The 19352-nt window shown below is 67.8% G+C and carries 19 protein-coding genes and 3 pseudogenes; 15 read left to right on the forward strand and 7 right to left on the reverse strand.

Annotated features, from left to right (window positions below):
* Both IE118_RS34330 and IE118_RS33070 read left to right on the forward strand, forming a co-directional pair.
* On the forward strand, window positions 1-1394 hold a 1394-nt coding region (locus IE118_RS34330), incomplete at its 5' end, for a DUF2637 domain-containing protein (protein WP_229847073.1).
* Between the two features lie 30 nt (window positions 1395-1424).
* On the forward strand, window positions 1425-2087 hold the full coding sequence (locus IE118_RS33070; RefSeq protein ID WP_189561799.1) for an HAD family hydrolase: 663 nt from the start codon (window positions 1425-1427) through the stop codon (window positions 2085-2087).
* On the opposite strand, the gene IE118_RS33075 is transcribed toward IE118_RS33070, so the two are convergent.
* On the reverse strand, window positions 2068-3297 hold the full coding sequence (locus tag IE118_RS33075; protein WP_189561800.1) for a helix-turn-helix transcriptional regulator: 1230 nt from the start codon (window positions 3295-3297) through the stop codon (window positions 2068-2070). The genes IE118_RS33070 and IE118_RS33075 overlap by 20 nt on opposite strands.
* Before the next feature lie 472 nt (window positions 3298-3769).
* On the opposite strand from IE118_RS33075, the gene IE118_RS34815 reads away from it, so the two are divergent.
* The 9 genes from IE118_RS34815 to IE118_RS33110 all read left to right on the forward strand — a co-directional run bounded on the left by IE118_RS34815 (window position 3770) and on the right by IE118_RS33110 (window position 9665).
* On the forward strand, window positions 3770-4246 hold the full coding sequence (locus IE118_RS34815) for an ATP-binding protein (protein ID WP_189561801.1): 477 nt from the start codon (window positions 3770-3772) through the stop codon (window positions 4244-4246).
* A gap of 2 nt (window positions 4247-4248) precedes the next feature.
* On the forward strand, window positions 4249-4653 hold the full coding sequence (locus IE118_RS33085) for a DUF6415 family natural product biosynthesis protein (RefSeq protein ID WP_189561802.1): 405 nt from the start codon (window positions 4249-4251) through the stop codon (window positions 4651-4653).
* Between the two features lie 41 nt (window positions 4654-4694).
* A complete protein-coding gene (locus IE118_RS33090; RefSeq protein WP_189561803.1) occupies window positions 4695-5366 on the forward strand; it encodes a hypothetical protein in 672 nt (223 codons plus the stop codon).
* A gap of 254 nt (window positions 5367-5620) precedes the next feature.
* A complete protein-coding gene (gene tgmA / locus IE118_RS33095) occupies window positions 5621-5917 on the forward strand; it encodes a putative ATP-grasp-modified RiPP (protein ID WP_189561804.1) in 297 nt (98 codons plus the stop codon).
* Window positions 5917-6261 (forward strand): MvdC/MvdD family ATP grasp protein, encoded by a 345-nt coding sequence (locus tag IE118_RS34340; protein WP_229847075.1) that lies wholly within the window; start codon window positions 5917-5919, stop codon window positions 6259-6261. The genes tgmA and IE118_RS34340 overlap by 1 nt, the downstream gene beginning before the upstream one ends.
* Window positions 6262-6275: 14 nt before the next feature.
* Window positions 6276-6881, forward strand: coding sequence for an MvdC/MvdD family ATP grasp protein (locus IE118_RS34345; RefSeq protein ID WP_229847076.1), 606 nt, complete (start codon window positions 6276-6278; stop codon window positions 6879-6881).
* On the forward strand, window positions 6881-8011 hold the full coding sequence (locus tag IE118_RS33105; protein WP_189561805.1) for a methyltransferase domain-containing protein: 1131 nt from the start codon (window positions 6881-6883) through the stop codon (window positions 8009-8011). The genes IE118_RS34345 and IE118_RS33105 overlap by 1 nt, the downstream gene beginning before the upstream one ends.
* A 72-nt stretch (window positions 8012-8083) precedes the next feature.
* On the forward strand, window positions 8084-8410 hold the full coding sequence (locus tag IE118_RS34350) for a DUF6087 family protein (protein ID WP_229847077.1): 327 nt from the start codon (window positions 8084-8086) through the stop codon (window positions 8408-8410).
* 1072 nt (window positions 8411-9482) lie between these two features.
* Window positions 9483-9665 carry a hypothetical protein gene (locus tag IE118_RS33110; protein WP_189561806.1) on the forward strand — a complete coding sequence of 61 codons (183 nt, stop codon included), beginning with the start codon at window positions 9483-9485 and terminating at the stop codon, window positions 9663-9665.
* 16 nt (window positions 9666-9681) lie between these two features.
* Here IE118_RS33110 and IE118_RS33115 read toward each other — a convergent pair whose 3' ends face one another.
* Complete coding sequence (locus tag IE118_RS33115; protein WP_189561807.1) at window positions 9682-10722, reverse strand: coiled-coil domain-containing protein; 1041 nt, start codon at window positions 10720-10722, stop codon at window positions 9682-9684.
* A gap of 773 nt (window positions 10723-11495) precedes the next feature.
* Complete coding sequence (gene tpg / locus IE118_RS34355; protein WP_229847078.1) at window positions 11496-12194, reverse strand: telomere-protecting terminal protein Tpg; 699 nt, start codon at window positions 12192-12194, stop codon at window positions 11496-11498.
* 283 nt (window positions 12195-12477) lie between these two features.
* Between tpg and IE118_RS33125 the strand changes: the two genes are divergently transcribed.
* Both IE118_RS33125 and IE118_RS33130 read left to right on the forward strand, forming a co-directional pair.
* The gene (locus IE118_RS33125) at window positions 12478-12630 is read left to right on the forward strand and encodes a hypothetical protein (protein ID WP_189561808.1); all 153 of its coding nucleotides are present in this window, start codon (window positions 12478-12480) and stop codon (window positions 12628-12630) included.
* Window positions 12631-12738: 108 nt separating this feature from the next.
* Entirely contained in the window at window positions 12739-13338 is a 600-nt protein-coding gene (locus IE118_RS33130) for a hypothetical protein (protein WP_189561809.1), read from the forward strand.
* A gap of 293 nt (window positions 13339-13631) precedes the next feature.
* Here the strand turns inward: IE118_RS33130 and IE118_RS33135 are convergent.
* A pseudogene (locus IE118_RS33135) lies at window positions 13632-14199 on the reverse strand (IS5 family transposase); the annotation flags it as partial.
* 240 nt (window positions 14200-14439) lie between these two features.
* Between IE118_RS33135 and IE118_RS33140 the strand changes: the two are divergent.
* On the forward strand, window positions 14440-15642 hold the full coding sequence (locus tag IE118_RS33140; protein WP_189561810.1) for an IS110 family RNA-guided transposase: 1203 nt from the start codon (window positions 14440-14442) through the stop codon (window positions 15640-15642).
* 17 nt (window positions 15643-15659) lie between these two features.
* On the opposite strand, the pseudogene IE118_RS33145 reads toward IE118_RS33140, so the two are convergent.
* A pseudogene (locus IE118_RS33145) lies at window positions 15660-16004 on the reverse strand (IS5 family transposase); the annotation flags it as partial.
* A 36-nt stretch (window positions 16005-16040) separates the two neighbouring features.
* Between IE118_RS33145 and IE118_RS33150 the strand changes: the two are divergent.
* The gene (locus IE118_RS33150; RefSeq protein WP_189561811.1) at window positions 16041-16670 is read left to right on the forward strand and encodes a class I SAM-dependent methyltransferase; all 630 of its coding nucleotides are present in this window, start codon (window positions 16041-16043) and stop codon (window positions 16668-16670) included.
* Window positions 16671-16978: 308 nt separating this feature from the next.
* On the opposite strand, the gene IE118_RS34360 is transcribed toward IE118_RS33150, so the two are convergent.
* Together IE118_RS34360 and IE118_RS34570 are read right to left on the reverse strand one after the other, a co-directional pair.
* Window positions 16979-17662 (reverse strand): response regulator, encoded by a 684-nt coding sequence (locus IE118_RS34360; protein WP_268248994.1) that lies wholly within the window; start codon window positions 17660-17662, stop codon window positions 16979-16981.
* 297 nt (window positions 17663-17959) lie between these two features.
* Window positions 17960-19351: pseudogene (locus tag IE118_RS34570) on the reverse strand (SAV_2336 N-terminal domain-related protein); the annotation flags it as partial.
* Window position 19352 lies beyond the last annotated feature (1 nt).

The raw sequence follows: 19352 nt of genomic DNA on the forward strand, positions 1-19352 counted from the left end.
CCGCCGACAAGCACATGGAGGGCGTCCGGCTGACCCGCTGGATGCTGTCGCCGGTGCCGACATTCCTGCTGTGGCGACGGATGAAGCTGTGGGAGCTGCGCTCCTACGAGCAGGTGATCAAGCTGGAGCAGGAGCGGCTGGTCTACCAGGCCCGGCTGCGTTCCCGCTTCGGGCGCTCCTGGCGCCGCAAAGCCCCCATCGAAGCCCTGATACCGCTGCGCCTCCTTAGGTACGGCATCCCCCTCACCGACGCACCTCCAGCAGACACCCAGGACTCAGCAACTATCCCCCAGCAGGTTCCGACCAGCACACGACATGAACGCGCATCAACCCCCGGACTCACGACAGCTCTCCCTCCCCAGACAGCAGCTCCACGGCCCACCGTCCCGTCGCACACATCCCCCAGCGCAACCCCAACGACCCGAGGACCCGCCGACCACACCGAATCACACCACGCCGCCCCGGCCGGCAGTCCCCTCACCGACAACCAGGTACAGCCGCTGATCGAGGACCTGCACCGGCCACGACCAGCACCGCCACGACGCACAGACACCACAACCGGCCAGCAGCTCAACTACTCCTCCAGCGCCCGGCACTCCCCCACACACGCATCCGGAGGCTTCCCCCACACGGACGCCTTCGCGGCTCACCATTACGCATGCGACGGAATAACCAGCGCGGACGGACGCGACATCACAGCAGCCGAACTCACGCAGAACGCAGCCCCCTCACGAGCCCGCAACGGTCGCGACCTCAGGACACACCCCGGCTCCGGCTCAACTCCCGGACAGCAACCAACCGCCGACAGCACACCCCGACGCTCAAGTGACCAACCTCAGGAGGCACCCGGCAACAGGGGGCATCACCTGGAAACGACGACTTCCGGTCGACTCGGCAGCCGGCCACCCACAAGATCACTATCAGGCCCGAAGCGAGAGAAACTCACCCTGCCTGACCGCTACTACCTCGCATGGATGGCCTACCAGAGCGAACACAAGACGGAACCCACCGCCGAACAACTCTCCGCATACCTCGCCACCCAAGGACTACACGGACGCGGAAAGCAACCCCTCAGCCCCTCCAACCTCCGCCGACACTTCCTCCCATGGCGCATCTACACCATATGGGCAAAACACCGACAAAACACTGACAACCCGCAGATCCAAGACGTGGCACGAGACTGCGCCTCCCGCAACATCACCGGCCAGTACAACCGCCCCATCACCACCGACTACATCACCACACACACCACCGACTTCGAACGCCGCTGGCAGACAATCAGCACCACCGCCACACCCGAACGCCCAGCAACCACTCAGCCAGCAGCACAAGGATCAGCAATGGCGTCACCTCATCCGGCCAGCAAGGCTCATCACGAGGCGACCGCCCAATGACAGAGCCCCAGGAGTGGATACGCTGCATGCATGATTCGCGCTGTGATCTTCGATGTCGGCGAGTGCCTGGTGGATGAAACGACCGAGTACGCTTCGTGGGCGGACTGGCTCGACGTGCCGCGTCACACCTTCCACACGATGTTCGGCGCCGTCATCGCGCAAGGACGCGATTACCGAGAGACGTTCCGGGAGTTTCGGCCGGGCTTCGACCTGTATTCGGAACGGGAACGACGAGCGGCAGCGGGCCAACCGGAGACTTTCGGTGAAGACGACCTCTACCCAGATGTCCGCGCCGCCCTGGCCGGCCTGCGCCGGGATGGTCTGTGGCTGGGAATCGCAGGGAATCAGACAACACGCGCCGGTCGAATCCTGCGCCGGTTGTTCAGCCAGGACGTTGATCTCATCGGCACCTCCGATGACTGGGGGGCCTCCAAGCCGGACCCGGCGTTCTTCGAGCGTGTCGCCGAAGTGGTGCCGGTGTCGGTGGAAGAGATGCTGTATGTGGGTGACCGCGTGGACAATGACATTCGTCCAGCTCGTGAAGCTGGTTTGCACACGGCGCTGGTACGACGTGGCCCATGGGCCCACATCCAGTGGCATACCGAGGACGCCCGGAAGCTGCCCACCTTCAGGGTCGATAGCCTCTTGGAGCTGTCGGGACTAATCGCCCAATTCAACGGGCCAGGGCGCTGATAGCAGTTGACCAGCCGTATAGGCGGTCATCGAGGTCGCGTACGCTCGGTTCTTCCTGGTGCGCGACCAAAGCCCGGCGTACTTCATGTATCCGGTCCATGCCCATGGCGTACCAGGTGCACTCCAGAGCGTCCAGGGCCTGCACGGCATAGCGGCAGGCCTCGTCCGGCCGCCCGGCTGCTGCCTCAACGGCGGCCAAGTCACCTAGGACAACGGTGCGTTGCTTGTCCTCGGACGGGTTGAGGCTCTGGAGAGCCTGCTGGAGAGTTTCGCGAGCCTGGGGGAGGTGGCCCGCCTTTAGTTGCGTGTTGCCCTTGAAGGCAGCAAGGCGAACCGGATTGAACCAGTCCAACCACTCCGGGTTGGTGGTCGCGCCCGCAGCTGCTGCGAAGGTGTCCTCGGCGTGCTGGATGAGCCCTAGTGCCCTTCTTGTACTGCCGCACCGCGTCTCGCATTCAGCTTCCACAGCGTCCAGCCAGGCCAACAGCGTGACACAGGCCGGCCCGCGCCGGGCATACGTGCGGGCAGCGGTCATCCGTTCAAGAGCGGCGTCACGCTCGCCCCTCCACGCTGGAATGAATGCAGAGTGCGCGAGAATGGCAGCTCCGAGCAGCGACGCACATGCTTCGCCTGCTGCCTGGAGGGCTCGGACCAGTGTCTGCTGCGCGCGGTCAGCGTCACGGAGGTCAAAGAATTCGATCCGCGCGGCCAGCAGCCAGGTCTCGGCGAGTGCGGCAGCAGCGCGCTCCCGCGTCTGGCCCGCTGTCTCGGGGAGCAGGGCACACCCAAGAGCTGCATGGGACAGCACGGCCGGGTGGAGCGTTGTTGGAGCGACGGACCAGTACAAGCGACGGTGTGAGCGGGTAACGGCCGCAAAGTCGTCTGCGACTGATGACGGCTGAAGGGAAGCCGTTGACATGGGAACTGCCGGCAGGCCCGTACCGGGTGAAACCGTGGCAGAGAAACCATGCCTTTCGTAGGCGTGTTGGGACACGTTCGAAGCCGGGAAGCCCAATGCCTCGAGATTCTGCCCGAGCAACCGGGTGAGGGCTTGAGCGATCTCCGGATGCGGAGATGGCGGGTTCTCAGATTCCCATCGGCGAACCTGCCTGACCCCGACGTTGAGTGCGTCCGCCAACGTCTGCTGTGTCTGGTAACCAGCGGCCACACGGGCCGCCTTAAGCCGGGTGTTACCTGCAGGGCGCGGCACTAGATCACCTCCATCTTGACCATGAACCCAGTGTGACCACAAAGCCCTCCTCCTGGCTAGCCAGTCCTGCGTCATGCCTCAGAAAGCCCTCTTATTGACCATCAAAAGGCCCACAAAAGCCCTTGGTTGAGGACTTACTTCAGACCAGTGTGTCTCGTACTTCAGTCATCGTAGACGCCAGGAGCCCGGCAATGCTGGTCCATCCCTCGCCGGATTCTGCCTAAGGAACGGAGTACAGCGAGGGGGACTCCAGGCCAGAGCCTCTTCCGCAACCTGACGCAACCGAGCAACAGCAGAGTGACTCTGACTGGACCCCGCTCGCCAGCGATTCGAGTACTGGCGAACAGACCGCCACACCGACCGTCTCAAGCCAAGCCCGCCGCCATACCTGGACCATCAGCCCCGCCTGCACAAGAGCCGTAGCGGCAGGGAGCTCACCCGGCTGAAGTTCATTCTCTCCATCGAGGACGTGATGACGACGACCACCGAGAAACCTCCGACCCCAAGTACCGCCCGCAGCAGTGCAACCGTGGTGGACGAGACAATCCAGGTCGCACAGCGCTCCCCCAACGCACCACCGCGTGCGGAGGATGCGTGCCAGGTAGGGGTACTACGGCGTATCACTGCCACACGTCTTTGCCGACTCGGTCTGGGTGCGCGGACTGACGAGGTGATGCTCGTCGTCTCGGAACTGGTGACCAACGCGCTCCTACACAGCAGCACCCAGAAGATCACCCTGTCCATCACCGCTCAGGACGACATGCTGTGGATCACGGTCCGCGACGGCAAGCCTGGCAAACCCATGCTGAGAACTCCGGATGCGCAAGCGGCGTCCGGGCGGGGATTGCTGATCGTCGACGCCGTGACGCGGGAAGCCGGCGGCATCTGGGGCACTGGCACCAACGGAACGGCTACCTGGTGCTGTCTCCCCTTACCTGCAAGGCGGTAGTGATGACAGCATCAGCCGTCATTCCCCGCTGGACACCTCCCTTGGATGCAGAAGCCCTATCCGACGTATTGGCGAGAGTCCAAGTGTGGGTTCCCTTCGACGCCGATGTCGTACTTGACGACGCCGCCATCGCACTCGACGAGGTTCCCCCGGCCAAAGAGGACACTGAGAAGATCGCCGGGCGGCTTCGCGGGCACCTCGTGCGCTTAGTGACCATCGCAGTTGCTGCCGAAAGTGAGCAGGACACCGCCGCAGCACAGCTCATCGAGCACGCTCGCCTGCTGGGCGCCGAAGACCTGCCCGGCGATCACCGAGAGGCCGTGGGGCAACTGCGCCGGATGGGCTGGACCGCTAGCGAGCTCCTTGACCGTCTCGTCGCCATGCGCTGCCTGAAAGAGGTGGCATGACCCACACCCAGGCGCACCCTCCTGCCCCCACCCTGCCTCACATGAAAGCGAAGATCGTGCGCACCGAGCCGCCTTTGGTTCCGTTTGTCGTTCAGCGTGAGGGGGAGGAAGCCGCGCCCGACAATCTGCTGCTGCATACGGTCGGGCCGGGTCGTTACCGGCTGCGCTACGCCGATGAGGACCCACGGGATCGGGACCTGCGTGGCGTGCTGTGGGCCCGCTGCTCCTTCGGAGCTGTCGATGATCTCGGGGTGCCGGTGGGCCGGCCGCAGTGGCGGATGATGCATCCTCTGCGGCAGCGGGGGACGATGCAGGCGCTGCGCTGTCAGATTTGTACCAACCCTGCGCGCACCCCGCTGGGGTTCATCTTTCTCGCCGGGCCGGGCACGGTGGACTGCGAGCAGTCGGTGATCCTGACGAACCAGCCGCCGGTGTGCGGCCGGCATGCGCGGGCCGCCGCTGACCTGTGCCCACACCTCACCGCCGACCCGATGGTGTTCCTGGCGCAGAGCGCACCGCTGTACGGGGTGAACGGCGTGGGCTATGGCTACGGCGATCAGGGCGTGCAGGTCGTGCAGCGGCCGGACGGGCCGATCCCCTACGGGCACCCGCTCCTGCCGACCGTCCTCGCCTCACAGATGGTGCGCCGGCTCAGCTCCTTCCGGCTCGTGGGCTTGAACCAACTGCTGTGGGAGCTGGAACGCACCGCATAAAGCCCCTGTCCGGCGGCCCGGATGTCCCCCGGCCGAGCCGCCGGACAGGCACAACCCCCGGCGCGGGGCTGTATTGCCCGACCGTGTTCCCCCACGGAACAGTCACCGCCCCGCGTCGGGCCCCGGACACGTCGGCCGGCCACACCGAGGACAGGCGGCCGACGTCGGGCGGGCCTGCGGAGTTCCCCCGACTCCACCTCTGCAAGCAGGCCCGCCCAGCCATGGCACACACGACATCGAAGGGAAGCTGGACCATGACGACAGCACCGGAGCGTGAGGCGTTCCCCCTCACCCTGCCTGGAGGCCGTACCCCCCACAGCGAGGAAGCCCCGTCGGCTCCGGCCACGAGGCCGTGGGCGCTGCGGTTCGCGCGCACGCCTGACTCCACCGGCGCCGCCCGTATCCCGGCGCACGTCTACGACCACGGCCGACAGGTCAACATCTCCGACGATGGCGGCCTGCTGACCTGCATGGCGAACACGCACTCGCCGACCGTGCCGGACGGCTCGACGAGCAACCCGCCGCCGCTGGACGAGGGGGCCAAGGACTGATGCCCTCGCCCGTCCTGATCATCGCCGCTTGTGACGACTGGCCCACGGACCGGATCGTCGTGGAGCTGGAGCGCCGCGGGGTGGAGGTGTTCCGCATGGACACCGCCGACTTCCCGCAGCGGCTCACCCTGGTCGGAAGGATCGACCGCGCAAGTGCGTGGACGGGCGAACTCGTCACCGAGCACCGGACGGTGGAGCTGTCCCGCATCGGCGCGGTGTACTACCGCGCCCCGGGGCGTTCCGCTTCCCCGAGGGGATGTCCGGCCCGGAGGAGAGGTTCGCTTCCGCTCAGGCCCGCGCCGGCCTGGGCGGGGTGCTGTCCGCCCTGGAATGCCGCTGGGTGAACCACCCCACTGCCATGGCGCGTGCCGAGTTCAAGCCGGTGCAGCTCGCTGCCGCCCGCGCGTGCGGCCTCCGCGTCCCGCCCACCCTGATCACCAACCGGCCGCAGGACGTGGTCGCGTTCGCCACGGAGATCGACACGCCGATCGTGTGCAAGCCGGTCGCCTCGCCCGTGCTGATCGAAGACGGCCAGCTCAAAGCCGTGTATACGCAACGTCTGACTCTGCCCGACCTGATAGACCTGCGCGGGATCGATACCACCGCTCACCTGTTCCAAGGGTGGGTCAGCAAGGCCTACGAGGTGCGGCTGACGGTAGTCGGGGAGGCGATGTTCGCCGCCGCGATTCATGCCGGCAGTGAAGCCTCCTACGAGGACTGGCGCAGCGACTACGGAGCACTTTCGTACATCACGACAACGGTCCCTGACGATGTCGCTGCGGGAATGCGGCGCCTGATGGAGCGGCTGCACCTTCGCTACGGCGCGGCAGACTTCATCGTGGACCCCAACGGGGCATGGACGTTCCTCGAGGTCAATCCGTGCGGCCAGTGGGACTGGATCCAGGGCGCGACCGGCCTGCCGATCACCGAAGCGATCGCCGACGACCTGCAAGGAGTCACCTGATGGACTGGACGCCGCACGCGGCCGCGCTCGCAGCCCGGGTCACCTATCCGGGCTCGAGCTGGTGGGTACCGGTCAAGGAAACGCCCCGGCACCTGCTGGTGGAACGCTGGTACACATCCAGTCCGCAGGGATGGATCGTCGTCGACGGCCCGTCCGACGAATCAGCGTGGGCTGCGGCCGCGTACGCGGACACCACGCTGGTCACCCGCATCGGCGCGGTACACGCCGACCATGCGCGCCCGTACCCGCCGGTCACCGGGCACCCGACCTCGTCCTCCACCCTGCCCAGCCTGGTCGTGGCGATGCTCCAACACGGCCATCTCACCCCGGGGGTGCGACTGCTGGACGTGGCCACCGGCTCCGGATACAGCGCTGCTCTGGCCTGCCGGCGACTGGGCGACGACCTGGTGACGACACTGGACGTCGACCCCTACCTCACCGAGGCGGCCGCGCAGCGCCTCGAGAGGATCGGCCATCATCCCACCGTCGTCACCGCGGATGCCGGCCAGGAGCTGCCGGGTGTGTTCGACCGGATCGTGTCCATGGTGTCGATGCCCTGTATCCCGGCGTCGTGGCTGGCCGCTCTCGCCCCGGGCGGGCGTCTGGTCACCACGCTCGCCGGTACCGGCCTGATCGTCACCGCGGACAAGACCGAAGACGGCGGCGCGACGGGGCGCGTGGAGTGGGACCGCGGAGCCTTCATGACCACGCGAACCGGCGATGACTACCCGCCCGCCCTCAACCACGTATTCACCACGGCCAACCACACCGAAGGAGAAGTGTCCGTCTCCCCCTTCCCCGTCCTGGACGTCATGCAGGCCTGGGAAGTGTGGTCGATGCTCTCCCTGACCGCGCCCGGCATCGAACACCGCAACGGCACCGCCGACGACGGCAGCCGCATGACGTGGATGCTGCACCCCGACGGCTCATGGGCCCGCGCCCACACCGCACCAGGCGAGCACACCACAACCGTCTACCAAGGCGGCCCCCGCCGTCTGTACGACCTTCTCGAAGCGATCCGGTGGCGATGGCTCGAACACGGCCAACTCCCCGTGTACGGCGCCCAGGTCACCATCACCCCCGACGGGAAGACAACCCTGTCCCGCGGCGGCTGGTCGACAACGCTGTAACCCCCGCAAGGTCCCGCTGACCGGGGACGGCACGGCAGACTGGACAAGAACCGGCAACGGAGGGAACACCCCGTGGAAGACGAACCCCTCGAACAATGGGCAGCACGCCGTGAGGAGCGCCGCCCCAGGCCCGGGGAGCGTCAGGCGGTACCTCTCGGCGAACAGCCGCACGGGGCCCACGTCGCCCCTGACGCGCCGCGCGGCATCCAGGAGTGGGACGGGCACCAGTGGGCTCCGGCCGGCGTCGCCGAGGACCGCGCGGCCGCCACGGACGAGACAAGCGGGGAGGACGCGGTCAACCGAGCCGAGCGGGTCCCACTGCCCCAGCTCGGCAAGCTGCCTACGATGCCGCAACCATTTCGACCGACAGTGCCATGGCATCGACCTGACACCTCCTGAACCACCCAACCGCTGCGCCCCCAAGCCCTCCCGGCACGAGGGCGCACCCGTTGGGGTGTAACAGAACACGGCCGTTGACGTCCCGGGAGTGAAGGCGGTTGCGCTTTGTGCCAACCCCGCAAGGATCCGGAGGAACGGTAACGGCAGCGACAGCCCCCTCTCGCCCGAAACCGGCCGCTCTCATCTGCAGGAGAGCCTGTTCGCCTGGCTCGCCCCCGAGCCAGGCCCCCGGGCCCCCGGCCCCGGAACCTCCCGAGCCTGCGGCTGTGGCCGAGACGAAGACGCTCCGGCATTCCGACCCCGAAGCCCCCCGGCGCCGCCCATACCGGAGGAGAAGCCGGACCTGTCCCACGCATGGGTCACCGCCGCCGAGGTCGAGGTGACACCGAAGACCGCGCGCGTCGCCGACTTCCGCGCCAGCTTCAAGGCAGTCTTGCCGACGCGGGGGCGTGCCGCGGGCGCGGGCGGTACGGTCCCGCTCAGCCCTATCCTCCCCGCCGACACGAGGGTGTTCCGCCTGACGGGAACTCGGTGCTCCTGTCCGCCCGAGCCCCCGCTCTTGATCGCCGTGCGGCGTCGGCCGGCTCGGGCGCGAGCAGCTGCTCGTGCCGGACGACGTCGTACGCCCGGCCTCGCACGGTGACGGGAGCGGAGCCCATCTTCTTACGGCAGTGCCGGCAAAGGCGATCCGTTTGTACTGCAACGACACACGCGGTATCTCCCACTCCCCCGGCTCCAGGTCCACGGGTCGGGACGCGGCCGGGGGCTCGGGCCGACCGGTGGCTGCCGGTCGGGGACATGGCGAGCGCCGGTGGTCGGAGGTGAGGTCGGCCAGCGACCAGCGGACGGAACAGAGGCAGTACGCCGGGTACGCCGGCATCCGGCCACGCAGTGGCTTCGGCTCGCTGGTGTCCACGCAACGCATGGCGAGCACGGCGTCCACGATGTCCTCGTCCAGGTTCGGCTCGCTGACACAGGCCGGGTTCGACAACCGGCCTGAACATCGTCCGTACGCTCCTCGTTACTACATACGCCCTCCGTACGCAGAAAGGTCGAAGGCAGGGGGCATCCCGTGTCCGAGTTGTTCGACGCGGTCTGCGTACCCGGTGAAGCCAGTCATGATCGGACGACCGTGCCCGGCTCGGCTTCACCACCGCCCCGGGCGGCACCGACGACGGCCGCGTACGGCTACCTCGCCCCCATCCTCGCCCTGCCCCCGCAGTACGCCGCACGCCTCGGCCGGGCCCCTTCCTAACTACGGCGCAGGTTCCTTAGTTGTCGCTCAGCTGCTTGAGTGCGGTGGCGAGAACTTCATCGGCTTCGGTAAGGACTGAGCTTTCACGGAGGCGAGCGATGCGGTTCGAGTGGCCTTCGAGAAGCTGGGCAAGGTGGGTGTCTCGGCGCCTCACCTCGGCCCGGGCTGCCTCAACCTCGTCGTACGAGCGAGTAAGCCGGTCCCTCGCATGCCTGCCCCAGTCCCACGACACCTCCTCCCATCGTTCAAGCTCTTCGACTGCATCTAGCTGCTGCCCCCCTGCGGGGAGTAGGTCGTGGGTCAGCTCGTTCGGGTGCTGCTGCCGTACCTGGTAGCGGGTTTCCTCCGCCTCCACTCGGGCGCGTGTGAGGAGCCACTGGAGCTCGTCCCTTTCCGCCCGCAAGGTCTCCACCTCAGCGATCAGTTCCCGCTCACGCTTGCGCTGAGCACGTCTGATTACCCGCAAAGCACGCCACACTGCACGCCTGTTCTGCTCACGCAGTTCCTCTAGCTCGTCACTGAGTGCCGTCAGCTGCTGGCCTAGTGCCTGCGATGTCCGCGAAAGCGCACGGAGGCGTTCTGCATAGTCGAACCGGTGCTTCGGGCCACGGATGACGCGCTCCAGCGCGACCTCCTCTGCACGCTCGATGTCGGCTCGTACGCGTTCCAAGCCGGTCCTCACCACACGCTCTTGGAGCCCCTGCCTCTCCAGCTCTGCTCGTAGTTGCCTCTCTCGTTCCTGCGCTGCGGCCAGGGCGCTGAGTGCCTCATCACGCGCGTCGATGGCCTTGTACAGGTCCGCCAACAGCGGAACCTTCTGGTACAAGGCGGGGTAATACGAGTCCCACAGTGCCTTCTGGCTCTCGGCGCTCGGGGGGTCTGGCAGGCTGTCCGCGGCGATGTCGAGAAGGTGCTGCACCACTGGGCGCGGGGGCATCCGCTCCCCGGCTATCGCCTTCTGCAGCGTTGTCTTAGAGACACCTGAGGCATCACGCATACGGCCATCGGTGCCCGCACGTTCCGTTCCCTCCACACGTAGCGCGAGCTCATCAGCCATCCGCTGAATCGACCAGGCATTCCAGCGCAGCGTGCGGAGAGGATCCAACACCACCGCGCGCCAGGTGCGAAGCCACAGTTGCATCTCGGGCGACAGGTGCTTGCTCACAGGCTTCATAGGTCGGCCGGCCCGGGTTGGTGGCTCCTGACCCTCCATGCCTCGAGCGGCCCCTCTCATTGATTCCCCCCGGGGACCGTCCACGGCCCCGCTTCCGCGCCAATTGGGTCGTCAGCGAGTCTCACGGACATGCCGAGCAGATCGGCCCAATGACAGGAGTCCACCATGCTCGATCCCCAGCGCCCAGCGCAGAAGAATCCTGAATCCTCACCGGCACGGACGGCCCACACGGCACAGCCTCGAGTGCTGGCGGGGGCCGGCATCGGAAGCGTCGTCGTACTGGCGGTAGTCCTGAATGGTGCTCCCGGATGGGCGGTGGTGGCGATTGTCCTTGGAGGGCTGGCCGTGGTCCTGGCACAGTCCGCACTGCATGTACTCATTCCGCAAGACTCCGGCGACCGCTTGACGTGGTGGATCAACCGGCGGGACCAGCGCTCCCGTCGCCGACAGGCACCGCGCTGCCAGCCCGGAGGCGAAGAACCGCCGCCACACCAGAGGACCTCCGATCCGGGATCCGAAGATCGGTGCTGAGGGCACTGACTCCAGCCGGCGGCTGGGCCGACACCGCTGGACCGTCTAAGACGCTATGGCCTGGCTCGCCGGATACCGACGCCTCCATCACCGATACGAACGCACGGCGAGCCACTGCCTGCCCTTCACCAGCAGTGCCTGCGCCCTCTTCTGCTACCGACGGCTCGTCCAAGCAGGCGACTTCTAGAGGCGTCGACGTACGCGAGGTGGGCGCCGCAGACGGTGCAGCGGAAGAGCATGGCGCTCGCCCCGTCGCCCAAGTGGGTCAGGAAGTGTTCAAGCTGGTTTCCGTCGCGCCAGCCGTCCAGGCGCATGTCGGCCCGCAGCTGGTCGAGGGCTTCGGGATGCGCCGCCAGCTCGGTATATCCGACTTCGCCCACGAAGGCGGCCGCGTCCTGACAGTGAACGAGCCAGTGCGGGTCCTGCCGCACCCGGCCCTCATCCGAGGTTCCCTCGGGGCCGAATCCGAAGTAGGCGCGGCAGGAGATGATGACCCCGGCAGAAGTGCTTGCGCGCTGCCTCGCCTGTGCCCTGACCTGCGGTTGCCACTGTGACTCGGTCTCCTGCACCAAAGCCTCTTGGAGGCGCTTCTGCGGCTTCTTGGCCGCACCCGAGCGGTAGCGCTCCACCGTGCGGCGGGAGACGCCCAAGCGCTCGGCTACGGCCTTCGTGGAGCCCATCGCGCGCGTGAGGAGGAATTTCATCTGAGCTTGCGCGGATTTCGGCGCCGGACTGGTGAACAGGGCCCGTTCGGCGCGTCCAAGGCCGTAGAAGAGCTTGTGCCGGAGCAGGGCCGACGCCCTGGCGTGCTGCTGATCATCCATACCGAGCAGCGTCAGGCCGGTCGCCTGTGGACAGAGGCCAGCGGCTGACCCGTGGCCGCCGCCCAGCTTCTGCAGGACCCATCCGGAGGGTCGGCGCGGTCCCAGGGCCTCACGCACCGGTAAGGGCTCCTCCGGGGGCTCGATGGGCACGGCGTCGTATGAGACGCCGTCAACGGGGCGTACCTGCTCTGGTGCGCACCCACACGCGGTACTCGGCTGGCTCCACGCCGCCCTCCGAGGTATTGGTGTAGGCCCGGCCAGGCTGTCCTGCACGCTCCAGACTGTGACGAGGCGCCAGCAGGCGCGCCGGTGCTGGAGCTGGAGCGCGCCCTGGGGCGCCGAGAAGGCCGACGTCCGGCTGTGTGCGCTGTACGGCGCGGCGGCCGCACTAGACCCCGTGCTGCGGGGCTTCGACCACATCGGCAACGACAGCTGACCTGACGTTCACTCTGCGGGATGACCTGGTGCAACAGCCGCGTACGGGTTGTGCGTCGGAGACGCAACGAGCCGCACGGGTGGGCAGGTGCACGATCAGCCTGCGGGGATGGACAAGTTGATCGAGTTGGCGAGCACGATCGTTTCGGGGGCGTTCATCGCCGTCCTCGCGACGTGGCTGACCAACCGCTCCCGCAACCGCCAGGAGCAGCAGGCCGAGACCGGTGCCCTGCGGGTGCAGGCCGACGCGATGACGGTGGCGGTGGCGGAACTGCAGGGCGCGGCCGCCGCCAACCGCCTGCTGTGGGAAGGCCCGCCTGAACGGGCACGGTCGTTCCTGCTGGCCGTCCTCGCCTTCGCCGGGGGCGCCGCCCGGGCCCGGATCGCCGGCGGCACAGACAACTTGAGCGGCCTGGTGGGTCTCGGGCAGGCGGCGGAACTGCTGAGCTGGGACCGACGGGCGACCAAGCAGACCGTGGCCGCCGTGCGGGAGCCGCTCGCCCGGGCTGCCGCCGCGGCGGCCCCGCTGATGCGCTACCCCGACCCGGCCGTCGCCGCCACCACCGAGCAGCTGCTGGGCGCTTGCGGGGACCTGGAGAACACGGCGCAATTGGAGGCGGCCCTGGAAGCGTTCGGGCAGGCCGTCCGCGCGGCCACCGCACCGCGCCTGTCCTGGTGGGCCCGGCAGCGCGGCGTCCCGGCGGAATGACGGCCGGCCCCTGGCTGCCCACGGTGTCGGGGCTGCGGGTCTCCCACCACAAGATCAGCAGCGTCACGGCGCCGCTGCCCAGCTTGTAGGCGACACCCTGCAGGAATTCGCGCGGGATGTTCTGCCCCCGCTGACTGATCCAATTCCGCAAGCGGCGCACGATGCCGGTGCGTCGCCTGACCCAGCGGAACGGGTGCTTAGGCTGGTCTTTGGCGTTACTCTCGTCCATACGGAGTTCCTCTCGTTACAGGCGTGCTGGAACACCGCGCAAGGAGCCCTCCCAACTCAGAGGTCTAGGGCCTGTCTGACAAATGATCACCTGGCCGCTTCACGGAGCCAGAGGATCAGGGAGGCCAGGACGACTCCCGCGCGGTACCGGTTCGCGAGCTTGTCCAACCTGGTTGCGATCGCGCGGAACTGTTTGAGGCGAGCGAAGCATCGTTCGACCACGTTGCGGTCGCGATAGATCTCCGTGTCGAAGACGGGTGGCCGACCACCGCGGCGCCCCCGGCGCCGACGGTTGGCCACCTGGTCGCGGCGCTCGGGGATCGTGGCAGCGATACCCCGACGTCTCAGCAGATGACGGATGGCCCTGCTGGAATATGCCTTATCACCCAGCACACGGTCCGCTGTCGTGCGCGGACGGCCCGTGCCGGCCCGAGGAGTGCGGACCCCATTGAGGACATCGGCGAACGCTGTGGCGTCGTTGACGTTTCCGGGTGTGAGCACAATCGACAGCAACAACCCCCGGCCGTCGACGGCGAGATGGACCTTGGTGGTCAACCCGCCCCGAGACCGACCGAGTGCCTGGCACGCCTGCGAGCGGCCCGGATCTTGCAGTTCGTCCCCTTCCACGTCCCCGTTACCGTTTTCGTGGCCTCGTAAGGAGGCTCCCGGCCTTCGGCCCCGGTATGACTTGAGTCCCCAGTCGAGATGATCGAAAAGGTGGTGTCGCCGGTGCCGGAGGCATTGGCAGACCGCTGATTAGAGGCACGAGCGCCGATCCCTCAGCTGGGTACGGCAGTCTCTTCGTAACGTGGATGCCGGCACGCTGATGCCGCAGGTGAGGCCGGGGGACAGGCGAGGGCGGGAGCAACGGTCGTGACGGACGAATTTGGCATCGACGTCTATCTGGGGCTGGATGTCGGCAAGGGCGAACATCACGCCGCCGCCGTCAATCGCGCTGGGAAGAAGGTGTTCGACAAGCCGTTGCCCAACAGCGAGCCGAGGCTACGGGAGCTGTTCGACAAGCTGCGGGCCAAGCACGGGACCGTGCTGATGGTCGTCGACCAGCCGGCTTCCATCGGAGCCCTGCCCCTGGCAGGGGCCCGGGATGCAGGCTGCCAGGTCGCCTACTTACCCGGGCTGACCATGCGGCGGATCGCCGATCTTTACCCTGGTGAGGCCAAGACCGATGCCCGTGACGCGTTCGTCATCGCGGACGCTGCCAGAGCGATGCCCCACACCCTGCGGGCGGTCGATCCCGCTGATGAGACGGTCGCCGAGCTCGCGGTGATCGCGGGCTTCGACGACGACCTGGCGGGCGAGTCCACCCGGATCGCCAACCGGCTCCGCGGCCTGCTCACTCAGATCCATCCGTCGCTGGAACGGGTCCTGGGCCCACGGATCCAGCACCCGGCCGTGCTCAGGCTGCTGGAGCAGTTCGGCTCCCCAGCCCAGTTCCGCAAAGCCGGAAGGCGACGACTGGTCACCCTGATACGGCCGAAGGCACCGCGGATGGCCGAGCGGCTGGTGGAGGACATCTTCACCGCACTCGACGAACAGACCGTCGTCGTCCCGGGCACCGACGCGGCCGCGCTGATCGTCCCCAGCCTCGCCAGTTCCCTCACGTCCGTCCTTGACCAGCGCAAACTCCTCGCCGCAAGGATCGAAGAGCTTCTGGAGGCCCACCCTCTTTCCCCGTTCCTGATCTCGATGCCCGGCATCGGGGTCAGGACCGCGGCCCGCATCCTCATCGACGTCGGTGACGGCAGCGGATTCGCCACCGCCGGCCACCTCGCCGCCTACGCCGGCCTGGCACCCGTGACCAGGAACTCCGGCTCCTCCATCCGCGGCGAACATCCGTCACGACGCGGCAACAAGCAGCTCAAACGGGCCTTCTATCTGGCCGCGTTCGCCTCGCTCTCCCAACCCGAGTCCCGTGCTTACTACGACCGGAAACGCCGCGAGGGCAAACACCACGTCGCGGCCCTCGTCGCACTCGCCCGACGCCGCATCGACGTCCTCTTCGCGATGATTCGAGACGGCACCTTCTACCAGCCGCCCACCCCTGCTACAGCTTGACGAAGCCCATAGAGGCACCTTTTACGGGCGCCTGCGGCATGCTGATGGGCCCGGTTGACCGTGGAGTCGACGGCGACGGTCCACTCCACCCGGCCCGCCGCATCGTCACGGACCTGGACGCGTTCCAGCAGCTTCGCCCATGTGCCATCGGCCTTCCAGCGGGCGAACCGCTCGTAGACGGTCTGCCACGGCCCATACCGCTCGGGTAGGTCGCGCCACGGGGCCCCGGTCCGCAGCCGCCACAGCACCCCGTTGACCACCTGCCGGTGATCACGCCACGGACGGCCGCGTCCGTCCACCTGCGGCAACAGGGGCTCTATTCGCCCCCATGCCGCATCCGTCAACTCACCTCGACCCGCCACAAGATCAATTATTAGACCGGCTATAGAGTCCTGCCCGTGGCAAATCATCAGGACGACACCAGGACGGCCTACGACGGTGTCGTCGAGCTGTACGCATCGCTGTTCGCGAACCGGCTGGAGACACAGCCTTTCTCCCGGGCCATGATCGGCACCTTCGCCGAACTGGTGCGCGCGACGGGCAATCCGCGGGCAGCGGACGTCGGGTGCGGGCCCGGACATCTGACAGCCATGCTGCACGAACTGGGCCTGGACGCCTTCGGACTCGACCTTGCCCCCGGCATGGTCGACCACGCCCGGCAGGCCCATCCGGCGCTGCGCTTCCAAGAGGCGCGGATGGAATCCCTGCCGATCGAGGACGGCGCGCTCGGCGGCGTACTGGCCCACTACTCGATGATCCACACTCCTCCGGGGGAGCTGCCGGAGCTACTCTCCGAACAGGTACGCGTCCTGGCGCCGGATGGCCTGCTCCTGGTCTCCTTCTTCGGGACCGACGGACAAGAACCGGTCCGCTTCAACCACAAAGTGACGCCCGCCTACAGCTGGCCGGCAGATAGCCTCGCCGAACTGCTGGCCGAAGCCGGGCTCGATCCCTTCGCCCGACTGCTCCACGATCCGGCCTCTGAACGGGGTTTCCTCGACGCCCACCTGCTGGCCCGTCGCTCGTAGGTCCTGCCCGGCAATACCCGCCAGACGTCGGCGCACATCCGGACTGCCACCTCGACGGACGCTCGCTGGTCCGACGGGAATTGTCAGACAGGCCCTAGTCGATGTACGAGGGCGCAGTGTCCGACCACATGTGGCTCTTTCGAACGGCGTTCGCCAAGGGCAGGGGCGGCGAGCGACGCGTCACGGGCGCCTGGGACCGGCCGTGCCGCGGTCACCGGCCGACCGAAGACAGCAGGATCGCCCTGAACCGGAAGGACCGGGAACGGGGAGCGGCGACAGCGGCACGATCGCGCACGGCCGGGCTCCCTTCACTGGTCTCGATGTCGTGGTGAGTACAGGGAAGCCGGGGCGGGCGGGGCGCCAGGTTCTTCCTGAAGTCCCAACGCGTCCTGCAGCACCTGGCGCAGGCTCCTGACCGCGCGTTCCAGGCGGGAGGCCGTGGTCCTCACCGTCGCGCTCGGTGCCTGTGCCTGGAGCTGTCCGGTCAGGTCGTGTGCCTGCGTCTCGGCGTCGGACAACAGGGTGGATAGCTGCGCCAGCAGATCGGTCGCGGTCCCGGTGCGCAATAAGGCCGCCTGTTTGCGCAGTTGCACGTTCTTCTGGTGCAGGTCGACGAAGACGGCCGCCTTGGCGCGCAGTGCCCAGGGATCGAACGGCCGCGACACATGGTCCACGGCACCGGCCGCATACCCTCGGAAGGTGGCGTGGGGACTCATTTCGTACGCGCTGACGAAGATGATTGGGGTGTCGCGAGTCCGCAAACGGCGCTTGATGTGTGCAGCGGTCTCATAGCCATCCATTCCCGACATCTGGATGGCGAGTAGAACGAGGGCGAATTCGTCGTCGTTCAGCGTCTTGAGCGCTTCCTCCCCTGACGAGGCGCGGACGAGTGTCTGGTCGAGCGCGGACAGGGCGGCCTCCATGGCCAGCAGGTTCTCCGGCTGGTCGTCGACCAGAAGGATCTTGTCCTTCGTGTCCTCCGCGGAGGACAGTGCTGGGGGCCTGGTGTCCGTCCGCTGAGCCGCAGGTGACTGTGGCCGGTCCCGTTCCCGGGGTTCCAGGGGTTCCGGAGCCAGGGAAGGCCGGTCGGCGGGTGGGGCGTCGGTGTGCGTGGCGACGCCGAGGCGTTTCAGCAGCCGCTCCTCCAGTTGGGCGAAGGCCCGTTCGGGTACGCCGACGGCGGCGGCACCTCCCGGGTGCGCCACCCAGGCGGTAAAGCTTGGTGAGTGCCGGACACGCGCTGCCAGGCGGTCGGCGATCAGTCGTGTGGTGCGCAGCAGCTCACGGGCGGGGAGTGTGCCGAGGAGGATGCGTCGTGCGTCGTCGGAGAAGTCGAAGAACTCCGGCTGCAGCAACCGACCGGCGGTATCTGCGGCAGCGTTGTGCATGAGGCCGCCGAGAAAGACCTCCACGAGGTGCCCAGTGTTTGTCGGAGGGCCCAGGGCCTCCTGCACCATGCGCATGACGGATGGAGTGACGGGCGCCACGGCCGCGAGGTGGGCGGCGAGCCGATACGCCTCCGGGCTGGCCGCGTCACGGAAGTGCAGGACGACTTCGGCGTCCGGACCCTGCCGGGTCTCGGCGCGCCGGGGCTGGGTGGCGGACCGTCCGAAGTCCCACAGCGGCAGCACCGCCGTCACGCTCGGTGAGGCGACCAGCCGGGCCCAGTCGCCGACGGCGGCCGGTGTGGGTTCGAGCACCGGGACGGGGACGGAGTCGAAGTCGACCAGATCCGCTGGCAATCTCGGGTCGGTGACGTGCCAGGCGGTGGTGGGACCGCCCCTGCGGACACTGGTGACGTGCCACGGACGAGTTGTGATACCCGAGTTCGCCCAGAGCCGGGCAGGTAGCACCTGCAGGATTGCGGTGGGTTGCCGTCGGGCCCACAGGGCCGCCGCCTCGCTCATCCGGCCGTCCCACCAGGCGTCGCCGACGCCGTCGCTGACCACGAGGACAAGGGTGCCGCCGGTGGGGTCGCAAAGCGCGGCCGGCGAAAAATAGGAGCCTTGCTGCCGGTAGGGACGGTTGCTCAGCAACGGGGCGTGGGGACCCCGGGTGTTCAGTCCGAGCACGCGGACGTCACGGAAGGCTCCGGCCCGTTCCATCAGTGTGCGGATCTCGGAGGCCAGACGCTTCCACAGGACCATGGACACGCCGTCGTCGATCAGCAGGGCGAGGGAGAGCCAGCGGCTACGGGCGGGGCTCGTCTCGGTCTCAGGCAGACCCGTCTCGGCCATGGCGTCCACCGTCCGTGCCACGTCCAGTACCTGACGGCGCCGATCGGGGAGCCGCTGCCGCAACGGCCGTAACGCCTTGCCGAGCGTGAGATGACGGCTGGGCAGGACATGAGGGCCCGGGGTGCGTACGGCGTGCGCCCGGTGCGGGGCCGGCTCCGGCCTGCCGCTCTCTTTCCCCCGCGGGGCCGCGTGCAGGGGGAACAGGTGGTGCGGGGCGATGTCCAGTGGCGGGTGCGCGCCCAGTTGTGCGGGATCGTCCGCACCAGGGGCTCGGGGCTCACCCTGCTCGGCGGCCTGCCGTGAGAGGGCGGCCAAGGCCGGACGTCGCGCCAACGGAGCGACGTCGCTCGGCAGGCTCCTGGCCAGCCACAGGACGTCGAGGAGTTCCTCGTTGGCAAGGTTGACGCCGCTCCTGACCAGGATCTCTCTCAGACGTGTGAGCATG

This window comes from Streptomyces pilosus (assembly GCF_014649835.1).
In the GTDB taxonomy this organism is placed as follows: domain Bacteria; phylum Actinomycetota; class Actinomycetes; order Streptomycetales; family Streptomycetaceae; genus Streptomyces; species Streptomyces pilosus.